Source organism: Streptomyces sp. NPDC030143 (assembly GCF_055573695.1).
In genome coordinates this window covers 422,719-437,474 of sequence record NZ_JBVIAY010000005.1, presented here as the reverse complement: position 1 = coordinate 437,474, position 14,756 = coordinate 422,719, and the positions used below count along the sequence as shown (strand labels likewise).

Here is a 14,756-nt window from a genome sequence, read left to right as displayed (position 1 = left end):
GAGAACGCAAGGCGGCCGGCCAGGGGCGCAGGGGCCGGGGGCGCAGGGCGGCCGGGAGCGCACGCAGCCAGAGGCGCACGGCGGCCGGAGGCGCAGGGCGGCCGGAGGCGCACGGCGGCCGGAGGCGCACGGCGGCCGGAGGCGCACGGCGGCCGGAGGCACACGGCAGCCGGAGGCACACGGCAGCCGGAGGCGCAGGGCGCCGCCCGGCCGGGTGCTGGGGACTCAGGTCGATCCGGACTGCCGCCGGGCGTCGTCGGCGACCTGCCTGCCCGCGTCGCGTGCCTGCTCGGTCATCCGGCCGGCCTGGTCGCGCGCCTCGTCCTGAGTGGTGCGGGCGGCGTCCGCGGTGGTGTCCTTGACCTCCTGCGCCGCGCTCTGCGCGGCCTCCTTGGCCCCTTCCTTGAGGTTCTGTGCGGAATCGAGGGCGGCCTGCTTGACCGGCTCCAGCGCCTCGCCGCCGCGCTGCATCAGGTCGGAGGCCTTCTCCTGCTCCGCCTCGGACGCGGGCAGCATCGAGGACACCAGCATGCCGACGCCGAACGCGATCAGCCCCGCGGCCAGCGGACTGCCCTGGGTCTGACGCATCGCCTGGTCGGGCGCCTGGCGAATGGCCTCGCCCGCCTGGCCGGCGGCTTCGCGCGCCGTGTCGGCCGCCTGCTGGGTGCCCTCCTGAAGGGATCCGGCCGCCGACTGCGCGCTGGTCCTCACGTCGTGAGCGGCCTGTGAGGTGGACCCCATCACCCGCTCACGCATGCCGGAGACGGCACCGCGCATCTTCCGGGTGCGGCGGCGAGCCGCGCGTCGAGGGCTGGCCCGGTCCGCGAGCCGGTCGACGTCCGCCGACAGCCGGTCCCGGGTGAGGCCGATCTCGGCCCTCATCTGGTCGGGTGACGTGCCCATTGCGCATTCTCCTTCATCGTTTCGACGGTCCGTTCGGGCTTCGGCTCCACGGTGCGCATCCCCGCGCGACCCCGCTGGTAGAGCACGGCCGCGACGACGGCCCACACCGCGGTGACGATCAGTGCCGCCCAGCCTCCGTCCATCACGTTGGCCAGGCCGAGCACGGCCGCCAGCGACAGGAACAGCAGCACCATGTATCCGGCGAAGCCGGCTCCCCCGTACATGCCCGCGGCCTTGCCCGCCTTGCTCGCCTCCTGCCGGACCTCCGCCTTGGCCAGTTCGATCTCCTGACGGAGGAGGGTCTGCACGTCCGAGGCGATGACGGACAGCAGTTCGCCCACCGAACGGTCCTCGGCGCGCGACTCCACCGGGTGCGACCTGATCGAGGCCATCGCTCACACCTCCGGGAAGGGACGGCCCGGTGCGCCGCCCCGGCCGACGGCCGACGGGAAGGCGACGGCCTCCCGCTCGTCCGCCGCCACCTGTTCGGAGGCGGCCGGTATGCCGGGCTGCCCGGCCGGTGCGCCGTCCTGCCCGTGTCCGTCACCGGAGGAACGGTCGGCCTTCGCCGCCACCTTCACCAGTCGTCCGACGGTCAGCCCCGCCAGCAGGGCGCCGCCCAGGAACGCTCCGGGGCGACGGCGGGCGAAGTCCTGGACGTCGGACAGGACGCCCTCGACTCCCTGCCTCTCCAGGTAGTCGGCCGCCCGGTGCCCGCGGTCGGCCACCTGTCCCGCGAGGTTGCGGGCCGGGGAGTCGCCGCGGGCGTTCTCCGCCAGTCCGGCCAGGTCGTCCGCCCACTGGTGCAGCGTCCCGGCCGCCCGCTTGGTCTGCTCCTCGGCTTCGCCCATCGCGCGGCCGCGCAGGTCGTGGGCGACCGCGCCCGCCTGCTGCCGGACCTCGCCGGCCACCGCCTTGGCCTGGTCCGCGGCGGTGCCGGCCACCTGGCCGGCCGCCTGCTTGGCCTGGTCGGCCGTGGCCGACGCCTGTGTCCCGGCCGTGTCGCCGACCTGCTGCCATCTCTTCGTGTTGCCCTGTGCTGCCTCACTCATCGGCCGGTCCTCCTCGACAGACACATGTACCGATTTGTCCGTTTCACTCCGGGTGACTGCTTTGGCGGCTTCCATGCACGCAGGAGGGGAAAACTTCCCGTGACCGGATCCGTACGCCCGGTGGCGAGCCCTCTTGTCAGGCCGTCAGGTGCCGCTCGAGCCAGTCAGCGGCGGCACGGCGGAACAGGCGCCGGTTGTCGGCACGCTGGAAGTCGTGTCCCTCGTTGAGCAGCGTGAGCAGTTCGGCGGCCCGGCCGCGTTCGCGTGCCGCCCGGACGAACTGTTCCGACTCCCGCGGCGGCACGTTGGTGTCGTGCTCCCCGTGGACGGCGAGGACCGGGACGCGCAGCGCGTCGATGCGGCTCATGGGCGACAGGGAGCGCAGCAGGTCGCGATCGCGTTCCGGGTGGCCGTACTTGTGCGCCGCCGACTGGGCGATCCACGGTTCGGTGCCCTCGAAGAACGTCGCGAAGTCGGACATCCCGCAGACCGCCACCCCGGTGCGGAACAGCTCGGGATGCCAGACCAGGGAGGCGAAGGTGAGGTAGCCGCCGTAGGAGCGGCCCATGACGGCCAGCCGTGACGGGTCGGCCGGGCCGGCCACCACCGCGTGGGCCGCGCAGTCGGCCACGTCGTCGAGCGCGGCGAACCGACCCGCCCCCAGGTCGGCGTCGACGAACGAGCGTCCGTGGCCGGAGGAGCCGCGGACGTCGGGGGCGAACACGTCCAGCCCCCGCCCCAGGATCTCGTGGTAGAGCGGGCTGAGGACCGGGCGTTCCTGTTCCTCCGGTCCGCCGTGCAGATGGATCACACACGGCGCCGGCTCCCCCGGCCCCCTGCCGGGCGCGCGGTAGTACCAGCCGTGCAGCGGCTGCCCGTCCCGTGCGGTCAGGCTCAGCGGGACCGGGCGCACCGGCGGGCGGCCCGGGGGGACGGCGTCCTCGTCCCGGGACGACCACGGGGTACGGAGCAGGGACACGCCCTCGGGGAGCCACCACACGCCCGGGCGGCGCTGCGAGCCGGACAGCGCCAGGGCCAGTCGTCCGGTACCGGCGGGCACGATCCGGGTGACCACCTCGTGGGGCAGGGGGACGGGCCGCGGCGGTCCGGTGAGCGACCCGGCGTCCTCCGGCGGGAGGGTGTCGACGACCTCCAGTTCGCTGGCGCCCCGGACGTTCCACGCCAGGACGGCGGCCCGGCCGTCGAGGGAGAACCCCAGCAGTTCCAGGCCGCAGCCCTCCCGCTCGGCCGCGACGGACCAGCCGCGGGGCCGCCCCTCGGGGTCGAGGTCGGCGGCGAGCAGCGCGGCGAACTCCCGGTCGGCGTCGCTGCGCAGCCACAACACGTCCGCCCGGGGGGAGAACCTGCCGATCCACGGGTCGCCGTCGGCCACCCGCACGACATGGGTTGTGACGAGGTCGGTGGTGCGCACGACCACCGCCTCGCGCCGCCCGCGCGGTCCCCGGCGCAGCAGGGCCAGGCCGCCGTCGCGGCTGAGGTCGCACACGCGCAGCGTCGCGGCGTCCTTCTCGCCGGCGAGGAGAACCGGGGCGGTCAGGCCGTCGGGGTCGACCAGGTAGGCGGACAGCCCGTCGCCGAAGCCGGCCGTCGCGGCGGTCCCCCGGTCCCGGAGACCGTGGGCGGCGTCGGCGGTCGCGGCGGTCCCCCGGTCCCGGGGATCGTGGGCGGCGCCGGCGGTCGCGGAGTACGACACCTCGGCCCGGGTGCCGGTGAGCGGTGCCGCGCCGAGGAGCACGGCGTCGCCGTCCCGGCCCGACCAGCCGGCCGGCAGCCGCCCGACGTACCCGCCGGTCTCGGCCGGGAGGTCGGCCCCGCTGTCCGGGGACACGGGCGGGGCGGTCGGGACGGCGACGGTGACCGCCACGGCCGACCCGTCGTGCGCCCAGCAGCCCAGGTAGGCCGAGGTGTCCGGTTCGGCCCCGGCCAGGATGTGCCGGTCGGTGCCGTCGGGGCGTACGCACAGCACCCGGGTGTGCTCGCCGCCGCCCGGGGCGGTGGTGTAGGCGATCCAGCGGCCGTCGGGCGACCAGGACACCTCGCGGACGGGGTCCGGGTCCGCGTCGAGCAGGCGCGCCTCGCCTCCGCCGAGGGGCCCCGCCCACAGCTGGGGCACTCCGCCCCGGTCGCAGATGAAGGCCACCTGCGCTCCGGCGGGATCGGCCGAGGGGTACCAGCAGCCGTGGGCGATGAGCCGGGTCGCGGGGTCGCGGGGACCGGAGGCGTCCGGCAGCGGCACCCGGGCGGGGGCCGCGTAGGCCGTGGGCCGGTCGTGCCGGCCCGGCGGGGCCTCCCGGTCCGGTGGGGGCCGCGTCGGAGGCGCCTGGTCCGGCGGGGCCCCCTGGTCCGTCGGGGGCCGCTCCGGGCCGTACGTCGGGCGCGGCGCGGGGGGACGTCCGGCGAGGGCCGCGCGCGGGTCGGGCGCGGCCGGGCCGGACGGTGCGGGCAGGTCGGTCATATTCCGTGCGTCTGAAGCCATATCTCCAGCAGGGCCGCTTGCCACAGCGCGTTCGCGCCGCGCCGGGTGCGGTGTTCGTCGGGGGCCGCCAGGAGGTCGGCGAGGTAGGCGTCCTGGAAGAGGCCGCGCCGCCTCGCCTCGGGGGCTCGCAGTGCTTCCCGTACCCGGTCCAGGACGGGACCGGCCATGTGGGTGATCGCCGGTACCGGGAAGTAGCCCTTGGGACGGTCGACCACGGCGTGGGGCAGCAGTTTGCGGCCCGCCTCCTTGAGCACGCCCTTGCCGCCGTCGGCGAGCTTGAGGTCCGGCGGGCAGGCGGCCGCCAGTTCCACCAGCTCGTGGTCCAGGAAGGGCACGCGGGCCTCCAGGCCCCAGTCCATGGTCATGTTGTCGACCCGCTTGACCGGGTCGTCCACCAGCATGACGTGGGTGTCCAGTCGCAGGGCGGCGTCGAGCGCGGTCTCGGCGCCCGGCCGCGCCATGTGGTCGCGGACGAAGCGGCCGGAGACGTCGTCCTCGGGCAGCATGTGCGGTTGCAGCATGCCGGCGAGGTCGGCGTGCGGCCGGTCGAAGTAGGTGTCGGCGTACCGGTCGGCCGCCTCCGCACGGGCGGCCGCGGCCATGCGCGGGTACCAGTGGTAGCCGGCGAACACCTCGTCGGCTCCCTGTCCGCTCTGGACGACCTTCACCTCTTCGGCCACCTGCTCGGCCAGCAGGTGGAACGCGACGACGTCATGGCTGATCATCGGCTCGCTCATCGCCGCGACGGCTCCGTCCAACGCCGTCGACACCCGTTCGGAGGGAACCCTGAGCTGGTGGTGGTCGGTGGCGTACTCCCGGGCGACCAGGTCGGAGTAGGCGAACTCGTCCCCGCTGTCGCCGCCCTCCGCGTCGAAGCCCACGCTGAAGGTCGCCAGGTCCCGCTGCCCCTCGTCGGCCAGCAGCGCCACGATGAGGCTGGAGTCCAGACCGCCGGAGAGCAGCACGCCGACGGGCACGTCGGCGACCATCCGCCGGCGCACCGCGGTGCGCAGCGCCTCCAGCACGGCGTCACGCCACTCGCTCGGGCCCATGTCCGCGTACTCGGGGCGGCGTGTGTACGACGGCTGCCAGTAGTGGTGGTCGTGGTGGGTGCCGTCCGGTTCGACGACCCGCACGGTGGCCGGGGGAAGCTTGCGCACCCCGGTCAGGACGGTGCGGGGGGCCGCCACGGTCGCGTGCCAGCTGAGGTACTGGTGCACGGCGACCGGGTCGAGCGAGGTGTCGACGTCACCGGCCGCGAGCAGCGCCGGGAGCGACGAGGCGAACCGGAGCCGTCCGGGGGTCTGCGCCAGGTAGAGCGGCTTGATGCCGAGCCGGTCGCGGCCCAGCACCAGACGCCCGGTGCGGTGTTCGACGAGGGCGAAGGCGAACATGCCGTAGAAGTGGTCGACGCAGTGGACGCCCCACTGCCGGTACGCCTTGAGGATGACCTCGGTGTCGGAGGTCGAGGTGAAGCGGTGACCGAGGGCCCGCAGTTCCTCGCGGAGCTCCTGGTAGTTGTAGACGCAGCCGTTGAAGACACCGGTGATCCCCTCGCGGGCGTCGGTCATCGGCTGGGCCCCGGACTCGGACAGGTCGATGATCTTCAGCCGCCGGTGGGCCAGGGCCACCGCGCCCCGGGACCAGGTCCCCTCGCCGTCGGGTCCGCGGGCGGCGAGCCGGTCGCTCATCCGTTCCACGGCCGCGAGGTCGGGCCGTCCGCCGTCGAAGCGCATCTCCCCGCTCAGGCCGCACATCACGCACCACCTCCCCGGTGCACGGCAGCGGTCCGGGGAGGTCCGCCGCCGGCGGAGCTTCTCGTCGGAGCCTGGACGGGGCTGGTCGACATGGTGGTACGTCTCCTTCGGGAAAAGGGTGATTCAGGGGAACAGGAAGGGGGCCGGATGCCGCCCGGGCGGACCTGCCCACGGCGTCGGTCGCCTCAGCGGCCGGGGACCCTCGCCGGCCGGGTGCCGAGGGCGTCGTTCAGGCCCAGGTCCCCGCCCGTGGGAACGCCTCCGGTCGGGCCGGGGGCGGGACGGGGACGCCTGCCGCTGTCGCCGCGCGTCTCGGCGATGACCAGGTCGGTGCAGGCCAGCAGGTCCTCCTGCGCGGCCGTGCGGCGCATGCGATGGGCGGCGCTGCCGTCCGCCAGGGCCCGCTCGGTGAGCGCGCGGACGGTCTGCCAGTCGCCCTCGGCCTCCAGCGCCGGGCGCACCCGCTCCAGCAGGCGGCCGACGACCTGTGCCGCCGACGCCTCGTGGCGGGTGACCGGGTCGACCAGGGCGCCTTCGAGACCGGAGCGGGCGGCCCGCCAGGCGGCGGCGCGCAGCCATTCGTGCCGGCCCGAGCAGACGGGCGCCGCGGGGCCCTCCAGCCGTCGGCGGGCGTCGGTGACCAGGGCGCGGAAGAGTGCGGCGACGAGCACGACCGTCTCCGCGCGCGGGCAGGAGTCGCAGATGCGCAGTTCGAGGGTCTGCTGGTGCGCCGAGGGGCGGATGTCGTGGTAGATCATCCCCGCGTCGCTGATCACGCCCGAGTCGATGAGGTCCCGCACGGCCGCGTCGTACGCGGCGGCGTCGGGGAAGCACCCGACCGGCCCGGCGGTGGGCCAGCGCTGCCACACCATGGTCCGCCAGCTCGCGTAACCGGTGTCGGCGCCCAGCCAGAACGGCGAGCTGGCCGACAGGGCGAGGAGGGCGTGCAGCCACGGCGACACCTCGCACATGATCCGTACCGCGGTGTCGCGGTCGGGGACGTCCACGTGGACGTGGGCTCCGCAGATGAGCTGCTCGTCGGCGACCATGCGGTAGTCGTCGACCATGCGGCGGTAGCGGAGACCGCCGGTGGGGTGGATGGCCGCCGTGCGGGCCAGCGGCACCGTGCCCGCGGCCACGACGGCCAGTCCCTGTGCGGACGCGGCGGCGTCCAGCTGCCGACGGGTGCCGACAAGGTCGTGGTACAGGTCGTCCAGGGAGGCGTGCACGCCGCTGTTGGTCTCGACGGCTGCCTGTTGCAACTCGGTCGTGAAGGTTTTCGGGGGCAGGCCTTCCAGCACCGTGTCGGCACGCGGCACCAGCAGGCCGGTCTCCACCTCGACGAGGTGGAACTCCTCCTCCACTCCGATACGAACGGTCACGGCCACTCCTAGAGGGACGGGCGGACGCTTGGGTGCCCCGGTCCGAATCCGGCCCCGCCGGGGGGACGAGGCGACTGAACTGTCCACCTCGGAGTTCCCAGATGACCCGCGACTAAGCGTCGAACGCTCTTCAGAGGCCCGTACACCTCAGGTGAGCGTTGCGCCAGTCGAGCGGCGTCCCACCGGCTGCCTTCCGGGCATACGGGCAGGGCCCGCCCCGACGCGGATGGTGGGCGGGCCCTGTCCGCGCGTCGATTGTCGAGGCCGGCGACGCCGGCGGCCACGAGTGCGCGAGGGGTGCCGGCGGTGCTCCGCGCACACCCCGTGCGCACGGCGCGCACATCCTGCTCGCGGCGCGCACGGCCTGCTCGCGGCGCGCACGGCGTACGAGCGCGCCCGGCGATCCGGACGGCACGGACCACGACACCCGAACCGGGACCCACCCCTACGGGGAGGCTTGGGGCAGAGGCTCCCCGGCCGCCCTCGCCGGCCCGGCACCGGCCCGCAGGCCCCCCGCTCCCCCACGGGGACGCACGGCGGCGCGCGGGCGCCGTACAGGTGCCCCGGTGCGCGCGCGTGACGCCTGCCGCGGATGGGCAGGCGCCCTTCAGTGGGAACCGACGGCGAGCCGTGGGCCCCACGTGATCACCCGCCCGCCGCGACGACGATACTGACAGGCACCCGTCGTCCCCGCCCCTCACGAATGGACCCATGCTCACCTCCCCGACCGTCCCGCCCGCGGCCCCCTCCACCGTGTGGCTGGCGCGCGGCCGTCACACCGGGCCCGCCGCGCCGGACGTCCTGCGCAAGAACCTCCGGTCGCTCAAGGACGAGGCGACCCTCCAGGACTTCATGGAACTGCCCGACCCCGACACCGCCGAGGGCGGGCTGGTCTTCGAGGCGCGCTGGCAGGTGCCCGAGGACGTCACCGTGCGCGCCCGGCTGACGCTCGGACCCTGGTCGGGGCAGGGGCAGGAGTGGACGCTCGCCGCGGAGGCCGAGCGGCCCTGGGACTCCCGGTGGCCGTCGCCCGCCGCGATGTTCTGGCCCTGGGAGGCGGACGCCCCCTGGGGGCACGAGACCGTGACCGGGCTGCGCTACCTCGCCGTCAACCCGCTGCCCGCCGACGACAAGGAGGTGCGCCGCGCCCTGCGCAACGCCCTGCGCGACACCTGGACGATCCATGTCGTGGTGCACGAGGCGATGACGCCCGACGAGCGGGGCCGCCGGTCGCTGGTCCCGCTGCTGCCCGAGGGTCTGCACCACCGGGTGGTGGAGCTCCGGGCCGCTCCCCAGCAGCTGCGCACCGTCAACTGGGCGCTGCGCGAGGTCGGCGTGGAGCTGCCGCGCGGCGGCGCGCTGGTCCTGCCGGGCTCGCCGGCACCGGCCGCGTACGAGCCCGGGGAGTTCTCGGTGCGCAGTGTGTTCCTGGACGGCTCGCACCCCACGGAGCTGCTGGCGGCGGTGCGCCGGTTCGCGGCCCTGCCGAAGCCGCTGCCCGACGGCGGCGAGGCCGCGCTGACGGCGCTGCGCGAGGAGTGGCAGCTGTTGACCCTGGAGGAGGAGCTGGCCCGGGAGCGCCGGCTCGTGGCGATGTACCGCGAGGCGCTCGAGGCGATGACGCAGTCCCGGGACCTGTACCGGGAGGCCGCCGAGCAGGCCCACGAGGCGCTGGCCGCCTACCGGGAGGCGGCCGAGGCGGCCGGTGAGCGTCCGCAGCCGCCGGCCAGGCCGAGCGGCTCGCCGTTCCAGCAGCTGGGCCGCACCCTGGAACGGCTCAGGGAGTCCGCCAAGGCCCTGCGGCCGGCCCCCGCGACCCCGTCGTCCGCGCCCGGGTCCGCCTCGGCGGCGGACGCCGACGCGAGCCCGCGGGACCCCGCGGACGCCGTCACGTTCACACGGGACGCCGCGGGCGCCACCGACGCCGACGCCGACGCGCTCAGGCGGGAGGCCACCGACGCCGACACGCGGAAGGCGGGCGCCGCGGACGGCTCCGGGCCGCCCGGCGACTGAGCGACTGAGCGGCTGAGCGTCCCGGGCGACCTCAGCAGAACAGCGGCAGCCGGTCGGCGTCCGCCCCGAGCGCACGCCGTTCTCCGGCGGTGAGCGGCGTGCGGCCGGTGGCCGCCCGCGCGTAGTGCTCGTCGCTCCACTCCACGGGCACGGGCACGGGCCGGCCCAGCAGTCCGTCGAGGGTCTGCCGTACGGCGGCGAGGCCGGCGGGGGCGGGGCGGGCAGTTCCCGGACCGGGTCGAGGTGGTGCACGGCCGCCTCGACGGCGAGGGTGGCGACCAGGTCGCCGGCGGTCAGCACGTGCCCCTGCGTGGCGACCGGCCGGTCGAGGTCGGCTGCGGCCGCCGCGGTGACGGTGGCCGCGGCCCCTCGTTACACCCCAATGAGCCACACATACGGCCCGTTGCCCCGGAAGGCTCCGGCCCCACGGGTCGGCCTCCTCCCACCCACCGCCGCCGGGTGACCGACGACCGCCGCTCCGTCGCCTGCGCGTTCGGGATACCGCCCTTGGCCGCCCACTGACGGAGCTTGGCGACCTTGTCCCAGTCCTGCGAGCGTGCGGTAGGTCTCGCGCAGCGCGGCCACCTGCTGCGGCTCGTGCGCGGCGTGGGATGCGGTCATGCCGGCAGCTCAGGCAGCCGCGATCCTCCCGCGACGAGAGCCGCCCCGGAGGCGGAAGCCTCCCCTCCCAGGGACGACCGCCTCCAGGGTCGGAAGCCTCCTCGGGCACGGGAGTATCCCGGGGACGGGAGTATCCCGGGGACGGGTTCCCCGGTACAGGTGTCCCGGGGACGGGAGTATTCCGGGGCGGGAGGTGTCGTTCGGTGCGACCTGGATACGCGGTTGCCACGCCGGCACGGATCCTCCCGGAAGGGCTCGACGACATGGCTGACACGGGCAGCGAGCACGTCCACCGCTCCGAGACGACCCTGCGCGTCAACGGCAAGCCGCACACCCTCACCGTCGACCACCGGCGGGTGCTCCTGGACCTGCTGCGGGAGGACCTGGATCTCACCGGCGCCAAGAAGGGCTGCGACCACGGACAGTGCGGGGCCTGCACGGTCCTCGTCGACGGGCGGCGCCTCAACAGCTGTCTGCTGCTCGCGGTCGCCCTCGACGGCTGTGACGTCACCACCGTCGAGGGACTGTCCGGTGACGGCGAGGAGCCGCACCCCCTCCAGCGGGCGTTCATGGAGCACGACGCCTTCCAGTGCGGGTACTGCACACCGGGACAGATCTGCTCGGCGGTCGGGGCGATCGCCGAGGCGGAGGCGGGGCATCCCTCGCACGTCACCGACGCCCGCGCTCCGTCCGGGCCGGTGCCCCTGGACCGGGCGGAGATCCGGGAGCGGCTCAGCGGCAACCTCTGCCGGTGCGGCGCGTATCCCCGCATCGTCGACGCGGTCGAGGACGTGATCCGGTGAAGCCCTTCGCCTACGTACGGCCCGCGAGCCTCGCCGAGGCCGCCGACGCCTACGCCTGCCACCCGGGCGCCCGCTACCTGGGCGGCGGCACCAACCTGGTGGACCTGATGAAGCTGGGCGTCGAACAGCCGGCCGCCCTCATCGACGTCACCCGGCTCCCCCTGGACCGGATCGTCGAACTGCCGGACGGCACCCTGCGGGTCGGGGCCCTGGTGCGCAACAGCGACCTCGCCGCGCACCCGCTCGTGCGCGCGCGTCACCCGGTCCTGTCGCAGGCGGTCCTCGCGGGTGCCTCGGGCCAGTTGCGCAACGCCGCCACCACGGGCGGCAACCTGCTCCAGCGCACCCGCTGCCCCTACTTCCAGGACGTCTCCAAGCCCTGCAACAAACGCGAGCCGGGCAGCGGCTGCGGCGCCCTGGAGGGCGTCCACCGCGACCACGCGGTGCTCGGGCACTCCGCGCACTGCGTCGCCACCCACCCCTCCGACATGGCCGTGGCCCTGGCGGCGCTCGACGCGCAGGTCGAGCTGTACGGGCTCGCCGGGGTGCGCCGGGTGGCCGCCGCCGACTTCCACCGGCTGCCCGGCGACCGTCCGGAGCGCGACACCGTCGTCGAGCCCGGCGAGCTGGTCACCGGTGTGCTGCTGCCCGCCGGCACGGCCGGCCTGCCGTCGGCCTACCGCAAGGCCCGCGACCGGGCGTCGTACGCCTTCGCGCTGGCCTCCGTCGCCGCGGTGCTGGAGGTGACGGACGGTGTCGTCGCGCGGGCCGGGATCGCCTTCGGGGCGCTGGCGCACCGGCCGTGGCGGGCCCGGCGGGCCGAGGAGGCGCTGCGGGGAGCGGCGCCCACGGCGGCGGCGTTCGAGCACGCCGTCGACCTCGAACTGTCGGACGCCCGGCCGCTGCGCGACAACGCCTACAAGGTGCCCCTCGCCCGCAATCTCGCCGTCGACGTCCTGACGGGCCTCGCGCGGCACCGGGAGGTGTCATGACCGCCACCGCCGCGGGCACGCCTGCGGAGCGCCGGGAAGGCCGGGAGAAGGTCACCGGGACCGCCCGCTACGCCGCCGAGTTCCCCTCCCCGGAGCGGCTGTTCGCGCGGCCGGTGCCGGCGACCGTGGCGCGCGGCCGGGTCACCCGCGTCGACGCGACGGAGGCGCTCGCCCTGCCGGGGGTCGTCGCCGTGCTGACCCACGAGAACGCGCCCCGCCTCGCCGCACCGGACGATCCGACCCTGGCCGTCCTCCGGGGACCCGAGGTGCCGCACCGGGGCTGGTTCGTCGCGCTGGTGGTGGCCGACGGCCCGGAGACGGCCCGGGCCGGCGCCGCCGCCGTCCGCGTCGAGTACGCCGCGGAGCCGCACGACGTGACGCTGTCCGCCGGGCACCCGGAGGCGTACGTCCCCGCGGAGGCCAACGCCGGCCAGCCCGCCGTCCGGGAACAGGGCGACCCGGAAGGGGCGTTCGCCTCCGCGGCCGTCCGGGTCGACGTCGGCTACCGGGTTCCGCCGCTGCACAACCACCCCATGGAGCCGCACGCCAGCACCGCGCACTGGGACGGCGAACGGCTGACGGTGCACACCTCCAGCCAGGGCACCGCGGCCGTACGGGACGTGCTCGCCGCGATGTCCGGGCTGGACGAGGAGCGGATCACGGTGGTCGCCGAGCACGTCGGGGGCGGGTTCGGGTCCAAGGGCACACCCCGGCCGGACGTCGTGCTCGCGGTGCTGGCCGCCCGGCACACCGGCCGTCCGGTGACGGTCGTCCTGCCCCGCCGGGTGCTGCCCTCGATCGTCGGCCACCGGGCCCCCACGCTGCACCGGCTGCGGCTGGGCGCGGACGCCGACGGCCGGCTGACGTCCCTCGTCCACGAGGTCACCACGCACACCTCCCGGGTGAAGGAGTTCGTGGAGCAGGCGGCGACCCCGGGGCGCGTGATGTACGCCTGCCGCACCAGCCGCACGCTGCACCGGGTGGTGCCGCTCGACGTGCCCACGCCGTCCTGGATGCGCGCGCCCGGGGAGGCGCCGGGGATGTACGCCCTGGAGTCGGCCATGGACGAACTGGCCAGCGAACTGGGCCTGGACCCCGTCGAGCTGCGGATCCGCAACGAGCCGGAGACCGAGCCGGACAGCGGCCGGCCGTTCAGCAGCCGGCATCTCGTCGAGTGCCTGCGGGAGGGCGCCCGCCGGTTCGGCTGGGACGGCCGCGATCCTCGTCCCCGGTCGCACGCCGAAGGCCCGCTGCTGGTCGGGACGGGGGTGGCCGCCGCGACCTACCCGGTGCTGGTGTCGCCGTCGACGGCGGCGGCGCGCGCCCTGCCCGACGGGACCTTCCTCGTCGAGGTCAACGCGACCGACATCGGCACCGGTGCCCGTACGGTGCTCGCGCAGGTCGCGGCGGACGCGCTGGGCGTCCCGCCCGACCGGGTCCGGATCCGGGTGGGCAGCAGCGACCTGCCGTCGGCCCCGCTGGCCGGCGGCTCCTCCGGCACCGCCTCCTGGGGCTGGGCCGTCCACGAGGCCTGCGGGCGGCTCGCGGACCGCCTGACCGGCTTCCCCGGCCCGGTCCCCGCGGCGGGACTGGTCGCTCACGCCGACACGACCGGCACGGCGGACGCCGAGTCCCCCTACGCGCGGCACGCCTTCGGGGCGCACTTCGCGGAGGTGTCCGTGGACACCGTGACCGGAGAGGTGCGGGCACGACGGCTGATGGGGGTGTACGCGGCGGGCCGCATCCTCAACCCCCGCACCGCGCGCTCGCAGTTCGTCGGCGGCATGACGATGGGCCTGGGCATGGCGCTCACCGAGGGCAGCACCGTGGACCCCGCCTTCGGCGACTTCACCGAGTCCGACCTGGCGTCCTACCACGTGCCCTCGCACGCCGACGTACCGGACGTCGACGCCCACTGGATCGAGGAGGACGACCCCCATCTCAACCCGACGGGCGGCAAGGGGATCGGCGAGATCGGCATCGTCGGCACGGCGGCCGCCCTCGGCAACGCCGTGTTCCACGCGACCGGCGTCCGCCTGCGCGAGCTGCCCCTGACACCGGACCGGGTGCTGACGGCGTTGACGGGGGACGCACGGCGCGGGGACTGAGCCGTTCGGGTGCGGCACCCGTGTGACAACGGCGGCCCCCGGTGCCGTCGGAGGCGGCACGCGGGCGGCCGGTGCGATATTCGTCCCGCCGACGGGGAGTTCGGGAATCGAAAACGGGGAAATCGAGAACCGGGGGAACGACCGGACACCGCGCGACGGACCGCGCACAGGGAGGGCCCGTGGATGCGACCACCACGCTCGTGACCGTCGCGGCGGTACTGGCGGCGGCGCTGTTCGCCGTGGCCGCCTGGGTGCTGGTACGCCTGGTCCGGGCCCGCAGGGGTCTGCGGCAGGCGGGTCTTCCGACCGGGCCGCGCTGGGTGTTCTGGGGCGCTGTCGCGTACTTCGTCCTCCCGACCGACGTGATGCCCGACCCGGTCTACCTCGATGACATCGGTGTCCTGCTGCTCGCCCTGCGCTCCCTGCGCCGCGCTCCCGACCGCGCGGACAGTCTCAACTGATCACCTGAGAAGACGTTTTCACGTCGGTTTCACACCTGTTTCACTGTCGCACGAGGCCCATCGCCCCTGCTCAGCTCCCTGCGCCGCGTTCCACTCCCGTGATGATCACGGAGAGTAAGGAAACCAACCACCCGTTCGATCCGTATAAGTGACTGTAGGTCGCATCA

12 protein-coding genes are annotated in these 14,756 nt (G+C 75.2%); 5 read left to right on the top strand and 7 right to left on the bottom strand.

The window, feature by feature from the left end; translation table 11 throughout:
* Positions 1-225: 225 nt before the first annotated feature.
* The 6 genes from ACZ4YY_RS12545 to ACZ4YY_RS12520 form a co-directional block, all read right to left on the bottom strand.
* Positions 226-903, bottom strand: coding sequence for a DUF3618 domain-containing protein (locus ACZ4YY_RS12545; RefSeq protein ID WP_468287658.1), 678 nt, complete (start codon positions 901-903; stop codon positions 226-228).
* Positions 879-1,295, bottom strand: a complete 417-nt coding sequence (locus ACZ4YY_RS12540) for a phage holin family protein (RefSeq protein WP_468287654.1) — start codon at positions 1,293-1,295, stop codon at positions 879-881. Before ACZ4YY_RS12540 ends, ACZ4YY_RS12545 begins: the two co-directional genes overlap by 25 nt.
* Positions 1,296-1,298: 3 nt before the next feature.
* Entirely contained in the window at positions 1,299-1,955 is a 657-nt protein-coding gene (locus tag ACZ4YY_RS12535) for a hypothetical protein (protein WP_468287651.1), read from the bottom strand.
* Between the two features lie 136 nt (positions 1,956-2,091).
* On the bottom strand, positions 2,092-4,431 hold the full coding sequence (locus ACZ4YY_RS12530; protein ID WP_468287648.1) for a S9 family peptidase: 2,340 nt from the start codon (positions 4,429-4,431) through the stop codon (positions 2,092-2,094).
* The gene (locus tag ACZ4YY_RS12525) at positions 4,428-6,209 is read right to left on the bottom strand and encodes an N-acetylglutaminylglutamine amidotransferase (RefSeq protein ID WP_468287646.1); all 1,782 of its coding nucleotides are present in this window, start codon (positions 6,207-6,209) and stop codon (positions 4,428-4,430) included. The genes ACZ4YY_RS12530 and ACZ4YY_RS12525 overlap by 4 nt, the downstream gene beginning before the upstream one ends.
* A gap of 185 nt (positions 6,210-6,394) precedes the next feature.
* On the bottom strand, positions 6,395-7,591 hold the full coding sequence (locus ACZ4YY_RS12520) for a carboxylate-amine ligase (RefSeq protein WP_468287643.1): 1,197 nt from the start codon (positions 7,589-7,591) through the stop codon (positions 6,395-6,397).
* Between the two features lie 711 nt (positions 7,592-8,302).
* On the opposite strand from ACZ4YY_RS12520, the gene ACZ4YY_RS12515 reads away from it, so the two are divergent.
* Positions 8,303-9,604, top strand: a complete 1,302-nt coding sequence (locus ACZ4YY_RS12515; RefSeq protein WP_468287640.1) for a hypothetical protein — start codon at positions 8,303-8,305, stop codon at positions 9,602-9,604.
* A 31-nt stretch (positions 9,605-9,635) separates the two neighbouring features.
* Here the strand turns inward: ACZ4YY_RS12515 and ACZ4YY_RS12510 are convergent, their stop codons facing one another.
* Positions 9,636-9,761 (bottom strand): hypothetical protein, encoded by a 126-nt coding sequence (locus ACZ4YY_RS12510; RefSeq protein WP_468287637.1) that lies wholly within the window; start codon positions 9,759-9,761, stop codon positions 9,636-9,638.
* A 727-nt stretch (positions 9,762-10,488) separates the two neighbouring features.
* Here ACZ4YY_RS12510 and ACZ4YY_RS12505 point away from each other — a divergent pair.
* The 4 genes from ACZ4YY_RS12505 to ACZ4YY_RS12490 all read left to right on the top strand — a co-directional run bounded on the left by ACZ4YY_RS12505 (position 10,489) and on the right by ACZ4YY_RS12490 (position 14,589).
* Positions 10,489-11,028, top strand: coding sequence for a (2Fe-2S)-binding protein (locus tag ACZ4YY_RS12505; RefSeq protein WP_468287634.1), 540 nt, complete (start codon positions 10,489-10,491; stop codon positions 11,026-11,028).
* On the top strand, positions 11,025-12,020 hold the full coding sequence (locus ACZ4YY_RS12500) for an FAD binding domain-containing protein (protein ID WP_468287631.1): 996 nt from the start codon (positions 11,025-11,027) through the stop codon (positions 12,018-12,020). The genes ACZ4YY_RS12505 and ACZ4YY_RS12500 overlap by 4 nt, the downstream gene beginning before the upstream one ends.
* The gene (locus ACZ4YY_RS12495) at positions 12,017-14,128 is read left to right on the top strand and encodes a xanthine dehydrogenase family protein molybdopterin-binding subunit (protein ID WP_468287628.1); all 2,112 of its coding nucleotides are present in this window, start codon (positions 12,017-12,019) and stop codon (positions 14,126-14,128) included. The genes ACZ4YY_RS12500 and ACZ4YY_RS12495 overlap by 4 nt, the downstream gene beginning before the upstream one ends.
* 179 nt (positions 14,129-14,307) lie before the next feature.
* A complete protein-coding gene (locus tag ACZ4YY_RS12490; protein ID WP_468287625.1) occupies positions 14,308-14,589 on the top strand; it encodes a DUF1232 domain-containing protein in 282 nt (93 codons plus the stop codon).
* The last annotated feature ends 167 nt before the right edge of the window (positions 14,590-14,756 follow it).

Coding starts and splice junctions, on each gene's coding strand:
- ACZ4YY_RS12545 (WP_468287658.1), bottom strand. CDS start 903: ATGGGCACGTCACCCGACCAGATGAGGGCCGAGATCGGCCTCACCCGG.
- ACZ4YY_RS12540 (WP_468287654.1), bottom strand. CDS start 1,295: ATGGCCTCGATCAGGTCGCACCCGGTGGAGTCGCGCGCCGAGGACCGT.
- ACZ4YY_RS12515 (WP_468287640.1), top strand. CDS start 8,303: ATGCTCACCTCCCCGACCGTCCCGCCCGCGGCCCCCTCCACCGTGTGG.
- ACZ4YY_RS12525 (WP_468287646.1), bottom strand. CDS start 6,209: ATGTGCGGCCTGAGCGGGGAGATGCGCTTCGACGGCGGACGGCCCGAC.
- ACZ4YY_RS12530 (WP_468287648.1), bottom strand. CDS start 4,431: ATGACCGACCTGCCCGCACCGTCCGGCCCGGCCGCGCCCGACCCGCGC.
- ACZ4YY_RS12535 (WP_468287651.1), bottom strand. CDS start 1,955: ATGAGTGAGGCAGCACAGGGCAACACGAAGAGATGGCAGCAGGTCGGC.
- ACZ4YY_RS12495 (WP_468287628.1), top strand. CDS start 12,017: ATGACCGCCACCGCCGCGGGCACGCCTGCGGAGCGCCGGGAAGGCCGG.
- ACZ4YY_RS12505 (WP_468287634.1), top strand. CDS start 10,489: ATGGCTGACACGGGCAGCGAGCACGTCCACCGCTCCGAGACGACCCTG.